At 44.8% G+C, this 23,667-nt stretch carries 12 protein-coding genes; 4 read left to right on the forward strand and 8 right to left on the reverse strand.

Annotated elements, in window-relative coordinates; all coding sequences use genetic code 11:
- Nucleotides 1-211: 211 nt before the first annotated feature.
- Entirely contained in the window at nucleotides 212-6,091 is a 5,880-nt protein-coding gene (locus AC50YG_RS25465; protein ID WP_494830870.1) for an SdrD B-like domain-containing protein, read from the forward strand.
- Between the two features lie 203 nt (nucleotides 6,092-6,294).
- Nucleotides 6,295-6,939, forward strand: coding sequence for a class D sortase (locus tag AC50YG_RS25470; RefSeq protein WP_473758905.1), 645 nt, complete (start codon nucleotides 6,295-6,297; stop codon nucleotides 6,937-6,939).
- 94 nt (nucleotides 6,940-7,033) lie between these two features.
- Here the strand turns inward: AC50YG_RS25470 and AC50YG_RS25475 are convergent, their stop codons facing one another.
- The 7 genes from AC50YG_RS25475 to AC50YG_RS25505 form a co-directional block, all read right to left on the reverse strand.
- Nucleotides 7,034-7,792 (reverse strand): GGDEF domain-containing protein, encoded by a 759-nt coding sequence (locus AC50YG_RS25475; RefSeq protein WP_494830872.1) that lies wholly within the window; start codon nucleotides 7,790-7,792, stop codon nucleotides 7,034-7,036.
- A 74-nt stretch (nucleotides 7,793-7,866) separates the two neighbouring features.
- The gene (locus AC50YG_RS25480; RefSeq protein ID WP_494830874.1) at nucleotides 7,867-10,851 is read right to left on the reverse strand and encodes an ATP-binding protein; all 2,985 of its coding nucleotides are present in this window, start codon (nucleotides 10,849-10,851) and stop codon (nucleotides 7,867-7,869) included.
- 202 nt (nucleotides 10,852-11,053) lie between these two features.
- Nucleotides 11,054-11,938: an STM4011 family radical SAM protein gene (locus AC50YG_RS25485; RefSeq protein ID WP_494830876.1), complete on the reverse strand. Its 885-nt coding sequence runs from the start codon at nucleotides 11,936-11,938 to the stop codon at nucleotides 11,054-11,056.
- The gene (locus AC50YG_RS25490; RefSeq protein WP_494830980.1) at nucleotides 11,935-13,293 is read right to left on the reverse strand and encodes an STM4012 family radical SAM protein; all 1,359 of its coding nucleotides are present in this window, start codon (nucleotides 13,291-13,293) and stop codon (nucleotides 11,935-11,937) included. The genes AC50YG_RS25485 and AC50YG_RS25490 overlap by 4 nt, the downstream gene beginning before the upstream one ends.
- Nucleotides 13,294-13,316: 23 nt before the next feature.
- Nucleotides 13,317-14,105, reverse strand: a complete 789-nt coding sequence (locus AC50YG_RS25495) for an STM4013/SEN3800 family hydrolase (RefSeq protein ID WP_494830878.1) — start codon at nucleotides 14,103-14,105, stop codon at nucleotides 13,317-13,319.
- A gap of 27 nt (nucleotides 14,106-14,132) precedes the next feature.
- Nucleotides 14,133-15,311, reverse strand: coding sequence for an STM4014 family protein (locus tag AC50YG_RS25500; RefSeq protein WP_494830880.1), 1,179 nt, complete (start codon nucleotides 15,309-15,311; stop codon nucleotides 14,133-14,135).
- Between the two features lie 29 nt (nucleotides 15,312-15,340).
- Nucleotides 15,341-16,183, reverse strand: a complete 843-nt coding sequence (locus AC50YG_RS25505) for an STM4015 family protein (protein WP_494830882.1) — start codon at nucleotides 16,181-16,183, stop codon at nucleotides 15,341-15,343.
- Nucleotides 16,184-16,707: 524 nt separating this feature from the next.
- On the opposite strand from AC50YG_RS25505, the gene AC50YG_RS25510 reads away from it, so the two are divergent.
- Nucleotides 16,708-17,127 carry a hypothetical protein gene (locus AC50YG_RS25510; RefSeq protein WP_494830884.1) on the forward strand — a complete coding sequence of 140 codons (420 nt, stop codon included), beginning with the start codon at nucleotides 16,708-16,710 and terminating at the stop codon, nucleotides 17,125-17,127.
- A 47-nt stretch (nucleotides 17,128-17,174) separates the two neighbouring features.
- The gene (locus AC50YG_RS25515; RefSeq protein WP_494830886.1) at nucleotides 17,175-22,112 is read left to right on the forward strand and encodes a DUF4132 domain-containing protein; all 4,938 of its coding nucleotides are present in this window, start codon (nucleotides 17,175-17,177) and stop codon (nucleotides 22,110-22,112) included.
- Nucleotides 22,113-22,215: 103 nt separating this feature from the next.
- Here AC50YG_RS25515 and AC50YG_RS25520 read toward each other — a convergent pair whose 3' ends face one another.
- Nucleotides 22,216-23,532, reverse strand: a complete 1,317-nt coding sequence (locus tag AC50YG_RS25520) for a DUF5050 domain-containing protein (protein WP_494830888.1) — start codon at nucleotides 23,530-23,532, stop codon at nucleotides 22,216-22,218.
- Nucleotides 23,533-23,667 lie beyond the last annotated feature (135 nt).

Below are 23,667 nucleotides of genomic sequence, written 5' to 3' on the forward strand. Positions count from 1 at the left end.
CTATCCTTCAAGGGATGGACGGAGCTTTTTTTGTTGTTATTTAGGCTGTCGAATGAAGGGGATGCTTGTAAAGTTTTTGTACAGTTGGGCTAGATATAATTTTCTTATTTGAATGTAAGGAGGGAGAGGATGGAGAAAGACTTGGCTTTCGTGAGGTAATCACAACAATAGAACAACTAGACAAGATAGAGAAAAAGAGAGGATTGATAAGATGCCCGCAAGTAGACAGAGAGCGATCAGGCAAAAGATTTCCTGGATTATGCTGCTCGTTTTGCTGCTGCAAGCCGCATTCCAGCCATTCGCAGCTCCAATACAGGCAGCAGGTCCGATTACAGGACTAACTTTTACAAAGACAGCCAGTGTGAACACCGTTAATGTAGGCGATACCTTCAAGTATACCATCTTGTATCAGGCGGATGGCGCGACTCATGTTGGTAAGAACGTAACGATTGTTGATACTGTACCGGCACAATTTGAAATTGTGGATGGCTGGGAGGATGGAGGCTGGGATACGAAAAACGGCCAAACCCTTACGGTTAATGCACATCCACTGCCTTCCGGTACTTCGGTAAAGCTGGAAATTCCAGTGAAAGCGAAGCCGACTGGCTCAAGTTCGGTTGTTCCTACGACGAATACGGCGACGATTACACTCGTTGATTCAGCGGAAAGTACAACAGCATCGGCGAATGTAACGATTAACGCGGACCCAAATCCAGTAGCTACACCAACGCCTACAGCAACACCGACGGCGACACCAACTGCCTCAACCTATGACAAATGGTGGGCTTACAAAAGCCAAGACACTGGATTTGGCGGCGGAGTTCCGATTATTGGCGGAGCGGTTGAGTATACGGTAGGCATTAAAGGCGAAGCGGGCAATACGAATCCTGGCAGCTTGAAATATGCGACGTTAGTCGATACGCTGCCGCCAGATGCCGTATATGTGAGCTCAACAGAAAGTGGCGTCTATGATTCAACGGCTCGTACGATCACTTGGTCGAACATTGAGCTGGCTTCCGGACAATCTTTTGAAGCAAAAGTATCGGTCACATTCCCTGACGATTTAGGGTATGGTCATCCGACCGGAACACCGCTTGAGCGCAAAAACAACGTTGAAATTTTGAGCGGCTATACACTCGAGGGTGACGGGGCAGTTACTGATCCTGACGCTGATGTGACAACTAAATTCGGAGAGCCGGTATCTGGCGTTTCCGGTTTAACCAAGTCACGCGTTTACCAGTATCGCTGGCATGGCCAAACCCAGAAGTTCAACATCGGCGGCATCAGCAATACAGGGACAAATGTAAATACGTCTTTGTCGAACCTGGTACTGACTGATGTGCTGCCTGTGGAAATGGATTACAGCAGCATTAAAATGCCAAATGTTTTTACATCCCAGCTTCGTTATAAAACAAGCGATGGCGTGACTGAAACTTGGCATGCGTATAGCGGCAGTCTTGCGCCTAACGGCACAATTACAGTGAGCACGACAGCTGGTACAAACCGCATTGTGCTGAATGCTGGCGAATATTTGACTGCTTTGGAGTGGTCGTTCAGCACGTTGGCTCCAGGCGGTACAATTGGCGGCATTGAAATTACAGGAACGGTTAGAGACTTCGCTAACGGTACGAATGCTCCTGTCGTTCACGGCGATCAAGTAACGAATCAAGTGTCTCTGGATTATCAGGCACTGAATGTTACTGTTCCAGGTCAATGGGATAATAAGCCTCAAAAAACGGCTCAAGCAGATTTCAATATCAACAATGAGAAGCCATGGCTTGTTGCAAATAAAGCGATTGGAGCGGGAAATTTCCGTCCACTCAGTACGGTGCCGTTCACTTTAACGGTTCGCAATGATATTAAAGCAACGGGACCTTATGTTAATCCAGTTGTCTATGATTTATTGCCAACAAGCTTTGATTATTACCTCAATCCTAAAATAGCCGATCCTGTTGCGGCGCTGGCAGCCTCGTTTACGTTTACGGGCACGCCTGCTGGAGCAAGTGCTCCACAGCTAGAGCTTGTTGATAAAAACTGGAACGGTACTGGACGGACTCTTGTCAAATGGTCATGGTCCGACGGCACCTCTTTTGCTCCAGGCACAAGCTTTGAAATCAGCTATAAAGGCGAGGTTCGTGCGGGTACGCCTCAAGGTACAACCTACACGAACGATATGTATATTACAACAAGCGATCCTAATACAGAGTTCTGGCATACAGGGGACTCCGCACAGGATAAGCCGCAAAATCTGCCAGCATGGCAAACACGCAACAATACGATTAAAGATACAGTCATTGGCTTTGATCCAACAGCGGGAACGGATGAATTTTTTGTTCATGCCTCTGCGAATGTAACGGTACGCAAAGCGTCGCTCGTACAGTCGACAAAATGGAATCAAGGCGATCTGGAGCCAATTTTCCGGGCATCAGATGATGCTACGTATGACGGAATACCGGCTCTTCCCGTACAGCCATTCGATTATGATGGCGATATTGAATACACTGAGTATCCGCGTTACAGCGTAACGTATGAAGGCGGAACAGCAGATTATCGTTTGGCGGTACGCAATAGCGGGAATACGAGACTTGGCGTCATTGATGTGCTGGATATTTTGCCGCATGTAGGCGATAATGCGCTGCGCGTCAACAGTGGTTCGCCTTATGAAGCAAGGGGCACGCAGTGGCAGCCTAACCTGGCGGAAGTACTTTCTTCCGGCAATAAAACCTTTACATCTTCCGCGGCAGCGGGAAGCAGAACGGTGAACTACACGCTGTCCACCTATTACAGCAAGTCGGTTAATCAGGAGCAGGTTGTCAATTTCACGAATGTGAATGACAGCAAGCAAGGCTGGATCGAACAAGGCAATTATCAGAAGGATGATTTGACAGACATCAAGTCGCTATACTTCCAGCTGTCGAACATTGTAGGCAGTGATGGATCAGCTGGACTTGCGCCAGGCGACTATATCGTATTGGATTGGAAAATGGATGCCCCTGTGGGAGCACCGACCAATGAAGTAGCTTGGAACTCTTTTGCCATTCAAGCAACTGAAATCGGTGCAGGCAATGATGAAGGCAGCAAAATGCTTCCAACAGCGCCTAACAAGGTCGGCTTCCTGATTCATCCGAACAACGAGCATGTACCGCTTGGCGAAATTGGAAATTTTGTCTGGTTCGACAGCAACCGCGATGGCACGCAGGATGAAGAATATCCGGGCGATAGCGGTCAAGGTGCAGGTATTAACGGTATTACCGTAAATCTGTACAAAGCGGGTGAAACGACGCCGTTCAAGTCAAGCAAGACGGGCTATCATTACAACGGAAGTCCAGGTTATTATTTGTTCCAGGGACTTGAGGCAGGCAATTATTTCGTAGAGTTTGTGCTGCCGGATCGCTACATGCCAACGACTGCAAATGTGAATGGAGCAGATCCGAGCCATACGAATGACAATGACTCCAATCTGGTAACGAAAGGCGCTACTGTAGACGGTTATACGCCATATCGTACGGATACGATCAGCTTAGGTACAGCTGGTAAAATTCCGACAATCGATTTGGGCCTAATCGAAACAGCATCACCTACGGGCGACTCATACCCTTCCATCACATTCGAGAAAGAAATAACGAGTGTGACACAAGGCTCCTCCACGATTGCTCCTTCTCAGGAGTATGTAGTGGTAGGAAACGATGTGCATTATAAGCTTTCTTTGAAAAATACCTCTACTGTTACTTTGCATAATTTTAAAATTTCAGATGCGCTTGATAGACTGCAAGCCGGCTTTGAGTTTACTAAGCTGACGTATAATGGCGAGGAAATTGCCTTGAATAGCGGCAGCCATAACAGACCAGACATTATTGGTCAACTGGTAAGCACCGGCACGAATCCGTCTATCATCATTAAAAATCTGGCAGCAGGAGCGGGACTGACGCTTGAGGGCGTATACCGTGTTACGGATGCAGATTTGGATTTGACAGATTTGGATAATGTAGCAACTGTATATTACAATGAATCCCCTGATCCAATTAAGGATGAGGCTAGCATTCCGACAGCAGGGCTCAAGATTGAGAAAAAGGGCAGTGCAGTCGCTGTTTCCGATACAGCAGCAGGAAGCTGGATTAACTACACGGTTAAAGTAACCAATACAGGCAAGCGCGATTTAACGAATGTTGTGATTACCGATACAAAAGTATCTGGCATACCAAGCATTCCATCACTGAAATCTGGGGAATCAAAGGAATTTACGTATTCATACCAGGTAACGTCAGTAGATACAGCAGCGGCTTCCATTATCAATGTGGCTAAAGCGGTTTCGAATGAAACGCCGCCAGTGACGACTGAGCATGAAATACCTGTCGTTTCGGATGAGCGTGGCTCCATCGGTAATTATGTATGGCTTGACCGTAATGAAGATGGGCTGCAAGATGCAGCGGAAACAGGCATTAATGGCATTATCGTTAAGCTTTATGACGATGCAAACCATGTATTGGCTGAGACCGTTACGCATGATGAAAATGGCAAACCAGGATTTTATTTATTTGCTGGATTGCCGCAAGGCGACTATCATGTTCAGTTCATCATTCCGGCGGAATACGGTGTAACTAAGCCGGAAGCTGGAGCACCAGATGTGGATTCCAACAAAACAGATGGCCAAGGAATAACTGAGGTCATTACGATTGGACCAGCAGGCTGGAATGATTTGACGATTGATTTGGGTCTTGTTCCACGCGGTGAAATCGGTAATTATGTATGGCTCGATCGCAACCGCGATGGCTTGCAGAACGAAGATGAGAAAGACGGTATTAATGGCATTGTGGTTAAGCTGTATAAAGGCAGCAGTACAGGTACGCCTGTAGCTGAAACGACAACAGCGAATGATGCAAGCGGCAAGCCGGGCTATTATTTATTCGATAATTTGCTTGCAGGCGAATATTATGTTCAATTCGTTTTGCCAAGCGATTATGTGAAAACAAGCGCGGAGCAAGGAGCGAACACAGCTCTTGATTCCAATGCAACGGATGCAGACGGCATAACAGCCAAAATCATTATTAATGAAACGGCTGGCTGGGTTGATCATACGATTGACCTTGGCGTAGTTGCCAAAGGGGTTATTGGCAATTATGTGTGGTTTGACCGTAATGACAACGGCAAGCAGGATGAACTGGCTACGGATGGCCAAAATGGCGTTACCGTACAGCTTTTTAATCAAAACAAAGAGCAAATTGGAGAAACCATTACAGCAAATGATGCGAGTGGAAACCCTGGTTACTACTTGTTTGATCAATTGCCAAGCGGACAATATTTTGTGAAATTTATTGTGCCAGTCGGCTACACAGTAACAAAAGCTGAGGCAGACGGTGTTTCTGCTGAGGAAGATTCAAACAAACAGGTAGATGGATACACAGAAGTTATCGTTATTGGTGAAGGGGCACCGCGTGGCTGGGAAGACCTGACGCTTGACCTTGGGCTTATTTATAAGCCAACTAGTCCAGGTGGAAATTCGGGCAACCCATCAGTACCAACGCCGACACCTACACCAACAGCGACACCATCTCCTACACCAACGCCTGTTGTAACGGAGACGCCTACAGCGCCTCCAACGTCAACACCAACGCCGGTGGCTCCAAGTCCTGAGCAGTCAGGCACACCGACGCCAGCACCAACAGCGACTCCTGTCGTAGAGAAAGATAAGACACAGGAAAATACGCCAGTTGAAGGTAAAGTTGACGTGCCAAAAGGTGGAAATGTAGATATTGGCAAGCAGCCGGAGCACGGACAAGTAACGGTGGACGATAATGGACAATGGGTGTATACACCTGATCCAGGGTATACAGGCAAAGATGATTTCTCTATTATCGTAAAAGATGCTGACGGAATCGAAGAGGAAATATTGTTTGAAATCGATGTGGATGAAATCCCGCTCGGGGTAGTTGAGGATTCGGATTCAGATGGAGATGGAAATACGCCAGCACCGAATAACCAAGGTACACTTCCGAAGACAGGTGAGTCCAGTCAATTGCCAATCCAGCTTGCAGGTGCAGCATTAATTGCACTCGGAGCGATATTGCTTAGAAAAAAACGCTCACGTTCGTAAGTGTGATGCAGCAAGCTTCATCAGAGTAGAAGTAATTGGATACTCTGCGCATAAGGCCTCCAAAACGAAGACTTTTCATTCGTTTTGGAGGTTTTTTTAATTAAAGTGTGCGGCCTGTAGAGAAACTGTAGAGCCAGGCTCTGCATAATAGAGAAGCCTATTCCGTTTAGTTAAGAAACATATAAGCAGAGGGAGCTGAGAATTTGCGTAAAATCGCAATTATATTGGTAGCAGTCGGAGTGCTGCTGCTCATTTATCCGCAGTGGAATGAATGGATGGCTGATCGGGAGCAGAAAAAGCTGTTAAAAGAAGCGCTCCTGCTCATGGATACGCCCGAGCCTGTAAATACGGGGGCCGCACAAAGCTACGCACAGCTAAATGATATGTTAAATGCAGGAGAAGAAACCGAGGATGAGGCAGCTTCTCTATTAAACGATTTTCAAAACGGCAAGCCCATTGCAACAATTACGATAGATCGTATTGATGTCTTATTACCGATCTTAGATGGCGCTACAAAGGCTAATATGAAGCATGCGGCCGTTCATATGCGAGAGACTGCTTTGTTTGGGGAGGAGGGCAATGCGGCTGTCGCAGCGCATCGTGCCCATACAACCGGAAGGTTATTCAATCGGCTGAATGAAGTAGAAATTGGCGATGAAATTGTCGTACAGACCAGTAATGCAAAATATATTTACAAAGTGTACGAGACCCTTATTGTCGAGCCAACTGAGCTGTCAGTATTAGATAGTGTTCCCGGTGACAAATTGCTTACACTCATTACCTGCGATCCGCTCATCAACCCGACTCACAGGTTAATTGTGCATGCCCGTCAAATGGAGACACTATAAAAGGAATTGAAAGCTGATAGAAACGTAAAAAAGCAAGGAGTACCTCACGATCCACTAAACAAGCGGATGGTGTAGAACTCCTTGCTTATTTACTTTACGGCTTGGCTTGATTAATATTGCCGTATTTCTCTTTTGGAAGTTTGCTTCTGCCTTCCCTAAATACAAAAAATCCATTTTTGCCTTGTTTCTTGGCTACGTACATCGCAGCATCCGCTTCTTTCACAAGCATATCATGCTCAGCGTTGCGGGCCGTGCACATCCGAATACCGATACTAACGGTAATTAACACGTGATAACCTTCGACTGCGTAAGGGGTCGTCAGCTTTTCCAAAATTTGCGTGGCAGCCCGCTTTGCCATAATAGGGTCGCAGTTTTTGAGAATCATCACGAACTCATCACCGCCAAGCCGGAATAGCTCGCGATGTTTTTTAGACTCCACCTGCTGTAAGCGAACGCTGACCTCCCGAAGCAGAGCGTCTCCAACATGATGGCCGAAACGATCATTTATTTCTTTAAAGTGATCCAAATCCAGATAGAGAATCGCCATACTTTTTTTGCTGCGATATGTTTTCCAAAATTGCTCAAGCCCATGTCGATTATAAAGACCCGTAATACCGTCCCTAAAGGCAAGCTTCTTCAATACTGCTCTCTCAACAAGCATGGCACGCATGATAATAATAAGAACGGTAATGATGATGACCATAAAGGTGTTGAAGAAGAAAGGAAGGTTCTGATTAGAGAAGAATGGCTCGGGGAGTCTGAACAATTGTGTGAAAAACAGCACCAGCATTCCCGCTATTACGGCAATCATAATGGAAGTCGGGAGAATTTTAACCCATTTTTTTAAGCGCATGTTTTATCACCATAGTTATTTTTTTTGTTCCCCAACATTATACACGGAACATCTATACAATTTCTATACTTGTTTTATATCCCATTTAAATTTGCTTCATCGGTTGAGGATTTTGGGATAGAAAAGCGAACAACCGTACCTTGTTTTATTGTGCTTTCGATGCATAATCCCTTGCCGTACAGCTGTTTCAAACGACGATCCGTATTGCGGAGGCCAATTCCTCCACGGTTTTGCTCCAGCACGCTTCTGACCTTCTCCTCTTCCATACCGACCCCGTTATCTATAATCGCAATTTCAGTATATTCGTCGTATCCTTTCAGGCGAATACTCACAGTGCCCCCACTTGAACGGGCTAGCACTCCATGCCGAACGGCATTTTCTACAAGCGGCTGAATGGAAAGCGGCGGAATACGAAGCCATGGCAATTCATCAAGCTCCCACTCAATTTGCAGGCGATTGCCGAAGCGCTCTTTCTCAATAAATAGATAGGAATGAAGCAAATCCAGCTCATGCTGAAGCGGAACTACGCGCTCTGAATTTTTCATATCAAAGCTCGCTCGCAAATATTTTCCGAACTCCTCCAGCAATTGCACCATCCTCGATTGATCAATCACACTTAAGGAGGCAATGGAATTTAACGTATTAAATAGAAAATGAGGTTGAATCTGTGCTTGAAGCCAAGCCGCCTCAATACGCAGCCGCTCATTTACCGTTTGCTTCAGGTCAGTTAAAGCTTGTACGCGAGACTTGAGCTCCATCGCATCGACAGGCTTAGTAACATAATCATTTGCGCCTGCCATAAAGCCTGTATTGACATCCTCGGGACGGCTGCGAGCAGTCAGCAATAAAATCGGCAGCTCGGATATGCTGAATCGTTTGCGAATCGTTTGAGTCAACTCATAGCCCGACATTTGCGGCATCATAACATCAGCGATAACTAGATCCCACTCCTTCGTTTCAAGCAGCTTGAGTGCTTCTTTGCCGCTCGTGACGGTAGCCACTTCATAAAACTCTGAATCCAGCAAGCTGGATAATATTTTCAAGTTAATAGGATCATCATCTACGGCAAGGACAGTGGCTTTATTTTGTTCTGTGTCGGATGCCGCTTGTCTCTGATCAAGACGCAGTAATTGAGAATCAGTAGCAATGACGGCTTCTGTAGACACGGCTGTTTCAGCTTCGCTTGGCAGCGTAAATTCGGGTTCGTCGGCAGCTGCATCGGCGTCAAGGAGCATGGTGAAGGTGAACGTAGAACCTTTACCCGGAACCGACTGTACCGTTAGCACACCCCCGTGAAGCTCAACTAATTGCCTGCAAATGCTGAGCCCGAGACCAATGCCGCCGCTCATGGCGGTCATGCTGGAATCACCCTGCTCGTAAGCTTGAAAAATAGTGAGCTGTACATCTGCATCTATGCCGACCCCAGAATCCTGTATGTGGATATAGGCTTTATCCCCAATCGCTTCTGCATGAACGCTAACAATGCCCTCGTTAGTGAATTTAACAGCATTATGGATGAGATTAAATAAAATCTGAATCAGCCTATTTTCATCGGCAATTATTTTAGGAAATGAACGGGATATATTCATTTCTAGCTGAACGGGTTTGTCCTCCGTTAAATAACGCAGCATATCAAATACGCCGGAAATGATGTTTTGCAGCCGGATGCTTTCCTTATTCAAATGGATATCCCGATCCTTAAGACGCGTGACATCGAGCAAATCATTAAGCAGCAGCGACATGCGGCGTCCAACGGTAATGATCAGCATTAAATTATTTTTGCTTGCTTCATTAATGGAATGGGTCGTATTAGCCAATACGGTCTGCGCCATATTAATCATGCCATGCAGCGGATTTCTCAGCTCGTGAGAAGTATTAGCGAGAAATTCATCTTTCGTTTTATCGGCTTTTTGCAGTCTATAAGCAAGCTGCTCCAAATTAGTTCTAGTTTGCAGAAATTGTTTGAACCAAAAGGAAGCAAAGCAGATAAATGCAAAAATTAAATCAAATGGATAATAAGGCAAATCCCAATCTGTTCTTAATTTGAACGTAGCCCATACAATACTAGACACGACGCTTGTAGCAGCAAACAGCAGGAAAATCATATGTTCTTCTCCCCTAAGTGCTAAGCGCAGAATCATAATAAATATTATAAGGGGCGGGAGTGAAACCGTCAGAATCCTAAGAGGAGACAAGGAAATGAATTGCTCAAACGGCAGCAGCAAAATGAAGAGCGCGTAAAAAGCGCATAGAAATAAATACACACGTACGGCTCTACCTTTACGGTATATTGATAAAAAATTGGCAGAGAACGCTAACAGCAGCGTGGATGCTCCAATCAAAGAAAGCATTAATAATTTTATATTCCATTTTAAAGTAATAGGCAGCCAGGCAACCAATAATTTATTATCATCTAATAGAGTACCTAACATCATGCAGAAAATAACGATGGCCAAATAAACAAGCTCCTTCTTCCGCACACCAAGCAGAGGGAGAAGAGCGACATAAATTAGATGAAGCAAGTAGATGACGGTTACCGTTAGCTGCATGGCAATTAATAAATGATCCTCGCGTTGAACAGCGGCGAACGTCCCGAATTTAATCGGCTTGGTAATACCGCCCCCTGCAGGAAAATCGTAGTTAGACACATGGAGCACTATATTCATTTCATCTGTACCTGTAATGGATGCGATAAGAGGATACATCTTTCCCACATGCTCTTGCTTATTTTCTGAAGGCTGACCGAGCTTGGATACAGAACGCCCGTTAACGAATAACTCATAGCTGCTTGAAATAGTCATCGTCTCGATCCCAAATTGCTGAGTGCCATTGTCAGGAAGCAAAATTCGGAGACGATAGGTTCCAAAGCCAAAGCCAGAACCATCAGTGTCTTTATTTAAATAATTACCCCATTTATCTGGAACAGCAGCCCAGCTTTTGCTGGCAGGAGAGGCGTCTAAGGTATCAGGCGTAAGAAAAATGCTTGGATAAAACTCCCACTGACCATTAAGCCGGATCGTTTCTTTATCAGTAAAATGCCAGCTGCGCAAATCTAGCACACCCTGCTTTGCAACAGGATGGACAGGGGGCTTAAACGCCGCGTTCCAGATGAGATGCATGCAGGTTAGGAAGCTAATAAATACAACAATATAAATAAACAGTCTGAGTTTGGGCGTATTTTTAAGTATCATATTAGTTACAATTCGACAGAAATAGACAAGTTCCTTTTCAGGTAAAGTCTAGTTACAAACGAAAGTAGCTTTAGGATGTGCTTACTTTTTCTTTATGCTGAAAATGTACCGGAATTCGCTCCAGCAGACTGTCTTCATATATATTTCCCAGCTCCAGCTTTGGCATATGGATATAGCCGATATAACATCCGCATTTCTTCATGCCGCAAGGCCGTTCTGCGGACAAGCCTTCCAGTCCGTCCCGATAGAGTTGGCCGATGATACGCCGATCTTTGTAGCAATGTTTGACGACACCGCTTCCTTGAACATAAAACACGGAGGACCCGGCGGCGCATCGCTGACCAAAGCTATCATAGTCCCTCGTATTCCATAGAAAATAAGGATCAACGGCTTCAAGCCGGGCGATTTCTGCTTCTGTGTAATAGTTAGGTTTATCTTTAAAGGCATTCACCCAAACATATACATCCTCTGGCAGGCTGCTGCGAAGTGCTTCAATTTGCTCGAAAGCACTTCGCAGCCCTACGGTTCCAACGCTAAAATTAAGTCCTTGTTGGTGCAACTGCACGCACTGTGACAGCATCTGGCTGAGCGTCGTCTGACCGGGGTGGTAAGTAACCCAAAAAGCAGCTTTCTCTGGATTTAGCCGGCTTGTCCAATCTAGCTTAGTAGAGAGATTCGTCTGGACGGCTACCTTGGAAATATGGGGCATATGTGACAACTCAATCATAGCCTCGCGATACCAGCGATGGATAAGGGCTTCGCCATAGGGGTTGAAAAAAATAGATAATTCATGGCCGGCGTGCTCTTGCTCCCGAATCCAATCCATGAAAGCATGCAATTGCTCCTCGTCTTTGCGCAGCGTAGCGGCACTATCTTTATTTTTGCTAAATGGACAATAAGGACAATCATAGTTGCAGGAGGACAGTGACCCCCGATAATACAGCACGGCCTTCATGACAGCTCGTACCCTTCCATTAATTCTCTAACGTCACCGGAAATAAACTCATCGCCGATAGCATCGGAATAAGCCATGCCAAGCTCTGTTAGACGAAGGATTTGTCCGCCATCCATCATTTGGGCAAAGCCGAGTTGAATAAGCTCAGCCAGTTCGGAGTGATCGGCAAGTGCTTCGCTGCGAAAACGTTCTAAATAGCTTGCAAGTGAAAGGCCTTCGGCATGCAGCAGTGCCTTTAAAACAAACCGCCGTTTCTGTTCAGCGACATTTAATTTAAATCCGTAATTCGCGGATTGGAAATTTTCTGTTGCAACATAATCGGCAATGATGCTTCTTGTAGCCGCTGCGCTTACCCCATAACGGGACGCATAATGCACTTCGCGCGTATAAGAGCGTGCACCACAGCCGAGTCCGGCCATGCCTTCCTCCTGACAGCTAAATGGTAAAATGTTTTTGTGCGTAAACGTTATGTCTTTAGCAAACCGCCGCATGGAAAATTGCTTGTAGCCTGCCGCCTTAAGGCGTTCGCATGCAATATGATATAGTTCCAGCCGTGCATCGGTACCCTGGCGCTGAATTTCGTCTGGCTTTAAAATCGTATGTTCTCGCGTATACAGCGGATAAATGAAAATTTCGCCCGGAGCAAAGCTAATTGCTTTCTCCAATGAATATATCCATGAATCGGCAGTTTGTCCCGGCAAACCATAAATCAGATCAATATTCAGCAAGGGAAAATCAAAAGCCTGCAGCATCGTAATTGCTTGTTCAGCAAGCTTAGGCTTTTGTGGTCGATAAATGGCCGAAGCCTCCTCATCGATAAAGCTTTGCACACCAATACTAACCCGATCGGTCCGGCGGTCTTTTAAAATTTGCAGCCGCTCTTCACTCACCGTATCAGGAGAGGTCTCCACAGAAATGGAAGCCTGTGATGTATCCAGCCCCATAACATCCTCGGCAATGGTAAACAGCCGATTTAACTGTGAAGCCTCAAGCAATGTAGGCGTACCGCCACCAATGGCGAAGCGGGAAAAAGGCTTTCCTGTAATAATGGGAGCCCACTGCAAAGCTTGACGTTCAAGTGCATCTACATATTGCTCATGCACATGGGTACGACGATCAGGCAGGGTGAACAAATTGCAAAATCCGCAGCGTACGCCACAGAACGGGATATGCATATATAAGAAATAATAATCGGCAGCTTCGTCTTTCCAGAGATCCTCAAGCGGCAGCGCCGGTGTTAGTGTTCGGTATGCGGTTTTATGCGGATAAGAATATAGATAGGAGCGGTAAGGGGAGGCGAACCAGCGCTTGCCCCATTCCGGCAAATCCGCTGGTCTAGTTAGTGATGTTGGCATGGACATCCGGCATCTCTCCTCTTTCATTCTAAAATAAATTCACGGTATGGTACGTTCCATACGACCTTATGTGCGAGTCGATGTCCGTCATATCCGTCTTCGCCATAGGCGGTTCCATGATCGGAGAAGGCGAGGCAAAGGGTTTTGCCGCGGCTTCGCAGCGCATCGAACAAAATGCCAAGCTGGCTGTCTACGTATCTGAGTGCTGCACGCTGCGACTCGATGGAGTCTTTACGCGAACCGCCAGGAAGAAAATAATGATTCGGCCCATGAATAGCCGAGATGTTCAGGAACAGAAACAATCTTTCATTGATATCAGCCTTCTCCAGCAGCTTTAGAGCATGATTGACCTGATGCTCAGTAGAACGAGGGTTGGTTACCCCGAAATTCATGCGCCAGTAGCTTTCTTGAAAATATCCGGGAAGTACTTTTGCCAGCTTATTTTTCTTAGTGAAAAAGATGACTCCTCCAATACATATCGTTCGGTATCCTTCTTCGGCAAGGCCGCTTACAAGATCAGGTGCATCAAACTGCCATGTGTGGGGATGTGTTTTTAAACCTGTATTTTTGGTGTGGAATAATCGCACATGCGATGCTTTATCCGTATTGGCAGGAGTAGGGAGAAAGCCTCCAAAAAAGGCATGATGTGCAGCATACGTGAAGCTGCCAGGCGTATGCCGCTTCTCCCATGGTCCGTCTGCGCATAAGTTGCGGCAGTTGGATTCTTCGAGCTTGGCTACATCATAACGCAGCGTATCAAGCGTAATCATAACAATATCATGAGAGCCCACGATTTGGTTCATATCTATCATCCTGAGCATCCTCTCCGTGCAGGCTTTTTACTGCTGTAGAAGCGACATTTGCCATTCGTAAGTATTCATTCCCTTATGCTCGGCATGATACAGTAAATCACCGAAGGGATTAACATCGCATATGTAGGTCCGGCCCTGTTTTTTTTGAACAAGCACATCAATTCCAGCGACCGTTGAACCATTAAAGGCAGCAAGTGCGGATACAGCGGTATCTTCTACCTGGCTTTTCAAAGCAGCTGACAGTGTGCCATCTGTTATTAAACGACGCTCATTGCGCAAATGTAAATTAGTAATAGGAGTGCGGCTTAGCCTTGCTAAGGCATGGCAAGGGGATCCGTTAACGACAAGCTGCCTAATATCATAGCTGCTGCCATCGATACTGTCCTTTTCAATCCAACGCTCAATTTGAGCACCTTCACGACATACCCAGTCAATGATTAATCGGATCGTTGAATAGTCGGTATAACGCTGCAATTTACCAGAATTGTAGTAAATCTGTTCATTGTTATGCTGCTCTATGCCAATCGTTGTAATCGCAATTTCTGAGCCAGTTACAGGATGACGCTGATAGGCGATAACGCCTGAGGCTCCGGAGCCATAAGCAAGCTTAATGAATAAGCGGTTCATACGGCTCGATTGAACAGCCGTCAGCAGCGATTCATAATCTCGGATAGAGCCAGTGGGAGCTGGCATAGCAGGCGTAGGGACACTATTTTGTGAAAGCAGCTGCTGGCAGCGCCGCTTGTCGAACATAACGGCAACATCCGCCGGATCGTTGACCCAGCGGAATGGAAAATCACTTTGCTGCGCAGCTTCACGAAGCTCGGCTAGCAGGCGACAATAGCCACGGTACCATTGCCCTGGATAAAGGATGCGCCCATATTGTTCTGGAAGCCGCAATGCTTCGGCCGGAGTAACAGATATACCGCTAGTTAAATCTTTTCTGCTTCCTTGAAATTCTGCTCCCCACGCAATTAATTCACGCTCGACAAGCGGATTTTCTCCAGGAGCATCGAGTCGGAGAACAAAGGGCTTTCCTTCAATGGGCTGTGAGTTTGTTGCCGCCTGCCGAATCGATTCACCTAAATGGGTAGAACGTTTCAGCAGATCCGAATAAGGAAGAACGATAGCTGGGGGAAGCCCAAGCTTCTGCCTGGCAGCTTGTAGGCCAAGCGTACGTTTGTTGCCCGGGTTCCCAATTAACAAATAGGGTTGTACTGAAGCTGTGGCGGTCATTATTCCGTAATATAGGGATAGCGCCAGTCATCCTCATCAGCATCTTGCCCATCGCTAAGGTCAACAGAAAGACCAGTTGCTTTCCAGCGTTCAACCATTTTATCGCTCATATAGTGGTAATTAAGATCCAAATGTTTAAGCTTCTTCACCCGCTCGCTCGTTATGAGGGCTTCTGCTCCCACATCGGTTAGAGTACCGTAAGACAAATCAAGCGTATCCAATTGGCCGACAATTGGCAAATCAGCTATCGCAATTGCAATCTCGTCCTGAATCTCGCTATTTTTCAAGCCCAAATAGATGAGTTTTGGGAATAGCTCTGGATTAGCGACTGCCAGAACCTCTTCCAGCGATGCATCAAACCCATAATTATCTACACCAAGATACAATTCAAGTCTGCGAAGCTCAGGAAGCTGGGAGCCAGCGATTTGTCCAATTACACTATTCGGCAATCCGCCGCAAATAATTTTCAGTTCTTGAAGCGCTGCATGCTGCAGGGGTTCAAAACTTAAATCGGTGCTTCCTTTAACGGTAAGGGATCGAAGATTAGGATAGGCTTCAAGCAGTGGAGCGATGTTTGTTTGATTAATCCAGGATACTTCACATTCCTCCGAGTCCATATCTCCAAGAAATACGCTGCTCAGCCCTGTGAAAATATGTTTGTGTTTAACGAGTGATTCGATTGCATCATCAGGTCCGTTCTCATAGGCTTGTCCCCAATCACCGATCGTAAGCACGGAAATATTAGCTGCGTTCGGTTTTTCAGTGAGCTGGTCAATAAGCTGGGAAATGCGAACACCATTTTCATATTCATCGTAATCAACGGATAAGCGAATCTCAATCATTCATATCCCTCCAAAAGTTTCCATGTCCAATTTAAAATAACACGCTCTACTCAGTAGCGTCAATCCAGCTGTTTTCCTGAAAATGATTAATAAACAATGAAGCATAAAGTCAAAGTTTCCAATAGAGGGTTATACCCATGCTAAGGAATGCTCAAACATTGTTTTTTTAATGAATTTTCAAAACCATATATCCAAAAGCAGAAGGAAGAGGTTGGAATTTCATTGACTAAGAACGTATGTTCCTGTAATATGAATTATAGAACCTATGTTCTCTTTTGGCAAGCCGTAAATATTTAAGGACAATTAAACATACTTGAAGACGAAATAATGAAAATTTTCACACTGTTCTATTCATATGCGATAGGTGTAAATAGTCTATATCACGTATTTTTAAGTGTAAAAGGGCCTGGCTGTGTAGAGAAAGTTTCATTATTTCCTCCTAAAGGCATGAAGAGCGTCCTTTCCTAAATATGGTACTATTATGGTAGTCAGGGGACATTATAAGTATCCGGAGGTAGTCGGTCATGATTGTGTACATAACGGTGAAGAGTCTTGGAAAGAAGAAAAGCTATTTAAATCGTCTCGAGTGGACACTTACAAATATACCGGATACGTTGAAAGCGCTAATTACGGACCTGGTTACTGTAAATGTTCAGAAGTTCAATCAAAAGGAGACGGACGTTCCGCTTGTGCCATATTTGACGCAAAGTGATGTGGAGCTACAAGCCGAGACGGGCAAAGTTGGCTTTGGCTCAATATATAATGAGCAAAGGGCAAGTATAGATGAAGCGCTTTGTACTGCAATACTGGCGTTTGAAGACGGACTATATAAGGTATTTATTAATGGCGATGAAATCGAACAATTGGATAGTCCTTTACATATACAGGATGGCGACGAACTCGCATTGATTCGTTTTACTATGCTGGCAGGTAGAATGTGGTAGCTGGACTGGTTCATATTTTATTTTAATAAGCAGGAGGCTGTTACAATATGGAGTTAGAAGCGAATAAGGAGTATTTTCAGAAGATGCTGGATAAAGCGGTTACCTTGGATAAGGATGAGTCTTATCACAAACTTGCTAGTCTAGTCATAGAATTTGCTAAACAGAGATATATGGATAGTGACGCTAAGAAAGAATTAAAGCAATTGTTGATGCAATTGTCAGCAGATGATAGCAGCAAATGGTTCGATCCGCTTGTTGCTATTATGGACAAGCTGTTTGACGCCCCTTATGCAGCTGTATTCCGATATATTGTTAACCATTGCGTGGAGTATCCGTACAGTAATGGTTATTTGCGCCGCCCATTCCGCACGTCAAATTTAGAAGTACATACGGAAAGAGTGATAGAGAAATGTATCTCCCTCTTTTATATACAAGCGGCGAACTTCAATGTGAAGGATTATTTGACGAAAGTTGATCATTCTTCTCTATCGGATTACAATCACCTAATGCTTGCCGCGGCGGATATGATTGCTTATGAGCTTGATAGGGAAAACGAAGAAACGTTTGAGGATTTGAAAGAAATTATATATGGTGACAATAACACCGCCTTGCTTTCCCGTCTTATGATTTCCGGTATATTTTTGAGCCATAGTAAGCGAGCTTATCATATGATAGGCGAGCTTCTTGTTGCTGCCCGTCTGCAAGAAGGACTCAGACAAAGTATTGTCGAGCAAATGGACTCGGGCACGATTGAGGCCATGCTATTTATGCTGAAAATTGTGGAGGACAATAATTTAATCCGATTTAGCTCGGTTATTCGCGCGTTGGATGTTTGGACAGGTCTGAATTTGGAAGCCGCGAATGCCCGAGTAGCGAAGCAGTGCCTCAGCTACGTGATCCAGTCCCTCGGCAACAAGGCATTATGTGAGCAGTGGCTGGAAAGCAGCAACGTCAATGAGGTATTTATGGCTCTGTGGACGACAGCTGTGCATGAGGAAAATGATTTGCATGAAAAGATATTTTATATAATGGGAAGCCAGGATACGTATCGTAAAGTGGTTGCTCAGTATGTTCTTGCACAGAGCACCAATACAGCTATGCGTTTTTCCATTGCTAAAAATTGGCTTGATGAGACAGATTATGAGCTGCAGTATTGGCTTCTTGATAATTATGCTTATGGATACAGCTACGAATGGCATATGGATAGAGATAATACGTTGACTTATACAAGTACACCATTTCTTGAGGAGAAATCGGAGAGACGGTGCCATTTTTCGAAATTTTCCAACATGCTTTCCGGGATGAATGAGAAGGAAATAACGAAAAATTCCCATGTATTTGATTGGAGGAGCTATACGCTTCATGCCGATGAAATCGTAAGAAAGATGCTCTATCTGATAGCTTATGATATGGATAATGAAATGATTGCCGAGATAATAACTATTAAAGATACATTGAGTCCTAGTATGCGGGGCGAGTTGTTAAAGTATTTCCTTCCCGATCCAGAAAATAAAGCACAAAGAGGCTTTTTATTTGCAAGCCTTTCAGATAAAAGTACAAGCAATCGCGAATTCGCGATTCGGAAAGCTGCAAAGCTCCAAATGAGTGTGGAGGAGCTGTCTTCCATATCCGCTCTGCTGAAGCTTAAGAAAGGAGCACTTCGTCAAGGTGCTATTGAACTTCTGCTCAACCAACCAGCTTCCAGTCTTAAGGCTGTAACAAAGGAGCTTCTGCAAAGTCGGGTGGAGCTGCAGCGTCTGGCTGCGTTGGAATTATTGACCGAGATGAAGGAGGACGAGCAGCATGCAGGGCTGTTTGCTGAGCTTCAGGATCAGGTAGAAGTACTTACGGAGCCAACAGACAAGGAACGGCTATTACTAGCGAAGCTGAAACAAGAGGCTACCTATTCTTTGGCAAATGGCTTTGGCTTGTACAACCTTCCTGAGAAAGCCGATCGGCTTGTACAAATAGAACCAATGCCATTGTCGGCTTTGGAAGAAGTAAAGCAATATTTTACTTTGCCAGTGGACAAGATGCAGCATTTTCTACAAGGGTTATCTGAGCTTGTTCATGAATATCGGGAACATGAATATGAAATTCAAGATTATTATGAGGCTAAACAGACGGTGCTTCTCGGGACAAGGCTGTCAACAACTAGCTGGCGTTACGACCCCGAAGACAACACACCTGCATTGGAACGTTATCCCCTTACTGACGTGTGGAGAAAATATTTGGATTCGAGCGGCTTTGGCCCGCTTGAGTTAATGCAGCTGGAGTTTTATCGTCATGCAGATTTCTTGCATCGCTGCTGCACGGGACAATTGAAAAGGTGGGAAATGTACGAATCCAACTTTCAGGCGCTGGAGTCTTGGGGCAAGGAACTGATTGAAACCATCTATCCTATGGAGAAGGTGGTGGATATGCAAGCGATTTATAATCATTTGGATTATGGGGATCAGGTCAATGAAATTATTGATGCTTATATTTCAGATAGCAATAAACAGGAGCGATTTAACAAGTCAAATCATGCACTGCGTTTAATTATTAGCTGCTTCCCTCATGACAAAGAGGATGAAAATCAAGGTATTTTAAATGCAGTGACGAATTTCTGGCGGCGCTGGCAAAAGTCTGAACTGCATAGCGATCATTCATTCAAACCGTATTTTGAAGTTTATTATTGGCTATTTGCACTGCAGGGTTACAATGGTTATTTGCTTGGACTTGAGGATTTTGCAAGGGCGTATAGCTTGGAAATACTGACTGAAAATGAACTTATTCGATTATTAATGTCCAGACCACGCAGCAATAATTACATCGGGGAAATGACTAGCCCGAAAAATCATGATTTAAGCTCTTACCCAGAAATCGTTGATATTAAAAATAGGGTTATCGAGCGGATATTGGAAATTGAACTTAACCGCGGCGATCTTGCGACGGATGTCACGAAGCTCGCAACAAGCATTTCACTTATTCAGGGGACTTCATATTTCCTTCGTATTTTGACTGGGTTGGATAAAGAATCATTCGTCCGGGGCTACATTTATAGCAATGGCAAAAATACGACGAAAAAAGAATCGTTCAGCCAAATGCTTAAAGTATGCCACCCTGCTGCGGGGGAGAACGAAGAGACGTTGAAAGAGCTGCTTAAGGGAAGCAAAGTTAGCGAGGTCAGACTGCTTGAAGCAGCGATGTATGCACCGCAATGGGTTGATATTGTAGCAAAATATTTGGGCTGGGATGGTCTACGCAGTGCAGCCTGGTATTTCCACGCTCATATAAATGAGACATTTTCAGGGGAGAAAGAAACGATTGTAGCCCATTATTCCCCGATTTTACCGGAGGATTTCAACGATGGCGCATTCGATGTGAAGTGGTTCCTTTCTGCTTATGAAGAGCTCGGAGAGACGCGGTTTGATCAGCTCTATCAGTCTGCAAAATATATTTCGGCCGGTTCCAACCACCGACGCTCTCAATTATTTGCCGACGCGGTGCTGGGTAAACTTAAGCTTGCAGACTTGAAAAAATCAGTAGCGGATAAACGCAATAAAGATCATTTGCTGTGTTATAGCCTAGTTCCATTAGAGCAAGACAAGCAGCGCGATGTACTGGAACGTTATGAATTTATTCAGCAATTTCTTAAAGATAGCAAAGCGTTTGGAGCCCAGCGTCGGGCTACAGAGTCAAAAACAAGCTCCATTGCACTTGATAACTTAGCCCGAAATGCAGGGTATAACGATGTGGTTCGTTTAACTTGGGATATGGAAGGACGGAAAATAGACGAGCTTCTGCACTACTTTGATCCTGTCGCTTTGGATGAGGAAGTTAAGGTACAATTGATCATTGACGAAGAAGGAAAAGCAGAGATCCGCTTGCTCCGCAAAGACAAGGAGCTTAAGTCCGTTCCGGCCGCTTATAAAAAGCATGATTATATTGAGACGCTTAAGCAAATTAAATCGGAGCTTTCCGATCAATTCAAGCGGGCGCGCAAGGAACTTGAACGCTCCATGGAAACGGGAAGTCTTTTCACTAAAGAAGAGATTAACAAGCTCGCGAAAAATCCGGTTATTGCGCCTTTAATTAGAACATTGATATTTGGTGCTAATGGAAAGCTGGGTTACTTTGAAAACGGAACGCTGCTCGGAGCAGCAGGGGAAGCCTATGAAGCTGCCGAAAGCGATGAGCTGCTTATTGCCCATCCTCTGCATTTGTTTAACAGTGGACAGTGGAGCTTGTACCAAAAGGATATGTTTGACAGGCAGTTGAAACAACCGTTCAAACAAGTATTTCGTGAATTGTACATGCCGAATGCTGATGAGCTGGCTAGTGGTGCGATTTCCCGCAGATATGACGGACACCAGGTACAGCCTCGCAAGACGGTTAGCTTGCTGAAGGGCCGCTTATGGACGGTAAGCTATGAGGAAGGACTGCAAAAGGTTTATTACAAGGAAAATATCATTGCGAGCATTTATGCGCTAGCTGATTGGTTTTCTCCGTCGGATGTTGAATGCCCAACTCTAGAAACAGTCCGTTTCTTTGATCGCCATACGTATAAACCGATTGATATTAAAAATGTACCGCCACTCGTTTTCTCTGAAGTGATGCGTGATGTGGATTTGGTTGTCAGTGTGGCACATGTCGGCGGAGTAGATCCTGAGGCGAGTCTGACAACAATTGAAATTCGCCAAGCTATCGTTCGAGAATCGTTGCGACTGCTCAAAATCACTAATGTAAGGCTGGAAGGCAACCATGCTTTAATTGCAGGGCAATTAGGTGAATACAGCGTTCATCTGGGCAGTGGAATGGTATATAAGCAGGCTTCTGGCGCAGTTGCCATCATTCCGGTTCATTCTCAGCACCGAGGCAAGCTGTTCCTGCCATTCATGGATGAAGATCCAAAGACAGCAGAGATTTTATCCAAAATCGTTCTGCTTGCACAGGATACGAAAATTAAAGATCCGCAAATTCTTGAGCAGATCAAACGTTAATAAAATCAAACATTTCACAATAGAAAAAGAGGAGCAGATTTTAGAATTCTGCTCCTCTTTATAATACATGGTAGATTCACTTCTAATGATAAAAAAAAGCGGCTTATTGTTTGGCAACAAGCAGAACGCGGCTGATTGTTTGCTCGCTAAGCATCGTTGCCGTTTTGCCATCGCTGCTTAGGTGGAACAGCTGTCCGTAGCCTGCATCCTTGGAATCGTCATTGATGTAGTAAATGCCATCCATGTCATCATTGATACGCATGAAATCACCGTTCAATCCAGGTATCTTTTGAACCGACAAATCCGATTTCAGCAAGTAGCTGGCATTGTCTCCGAAAAAGATCGTAGAAGCGATTTTCCCACCCGACATGATGTTGTAAACGGAATAAAGCTTAGAAATATTAAGATTTTTTTTGCTAATGACTTTATTGTTTTTTATCGTTGCAACATAACCTTTATTCGCTGAATCAATAAAAGCTATTTTGTCTGTGCCTACATTAGCTACACCATAGACGCCAGTGCTGTGCAGGGAGAAGGTTTTTCCGCTAGTATTCAGGAGGTAGCCTTTCCCGGTGTTATAGTTGAAATGTCCTTCGGAATCAAGGCGTATGTCCTTGTTGAATAGGTAATACGTATTCGTTGCCCATCTACCGGAATAAGCCGCATTTGCATCAATTGGAGCGTTTAAGTTAAGGGCTTTGGCTGCGCCGCCTTTTTTAGGTACGCTATAAAGTACAATGCAGTCAAGGGAATAAAATTGCTCTTCTGGCTTGGTGTTGACAATAATATTGACGGAATTAGCAGTTGTTTGAATATGGTGATCCTGTTCTATGGCACCGGCTGCAATATATTGCACTTGTCCTGCGCCTGTAACTGCTTTGGAGGCTACCCACGTGGAGCGACCATTACGGACGGTGTTGTAGTAGATTTTTCCATCAATGATTTTGAATTCTTCAAAGTCTGTATCAGCTTTATCGGCAATTTGCTTTGCTTCTGATACAGCAGCAGCATTAGCAGAAACGGAATAGATTTTTCCAGCGCTTGTCATGTAGTACAGCGTTCCGTTCACAATGGAATAATGCAGCACATCATTATAAAAAATTTCATCCTCAGTTGCTGTACCGTCGATTGGCAGGCGCAATAGTGTAGTTGATCCGTTGTAGGACAGATAATACAAATATTTGCCGCCACGATTCAGAGCAGTACCGGGAACGTCAAAATCCTCCATTATGAGAGCGGCACCAGTGCCATCTGTTTTAATTCGGAACAGGTCATTGTCAGACGTGTAATATACATAACCGCTGACCGTTACGGCTGCCTCGGCTTTCGGAGCTGTTACTGTGCCGAAGCTAGTAAACAGCAGGGTGAAAATAAAAAGCAAACAAACATTTTTTTTGGTGAAAAGGTGAAGCTTATTCATTACTTAATCTTCCTTTCTAGTGCTGTGGAATAGTATTTGCTGTAAACAACCCTCTTTTAGTGAAAAAAAGGAAGTCGCTTGAATACTTATCGGTTTATATGGCGGAAAACATTATACTAATTATATAAATACTTT

Source organism: Paenibacillus sp. J31R34, assembly GCF_059383715.1.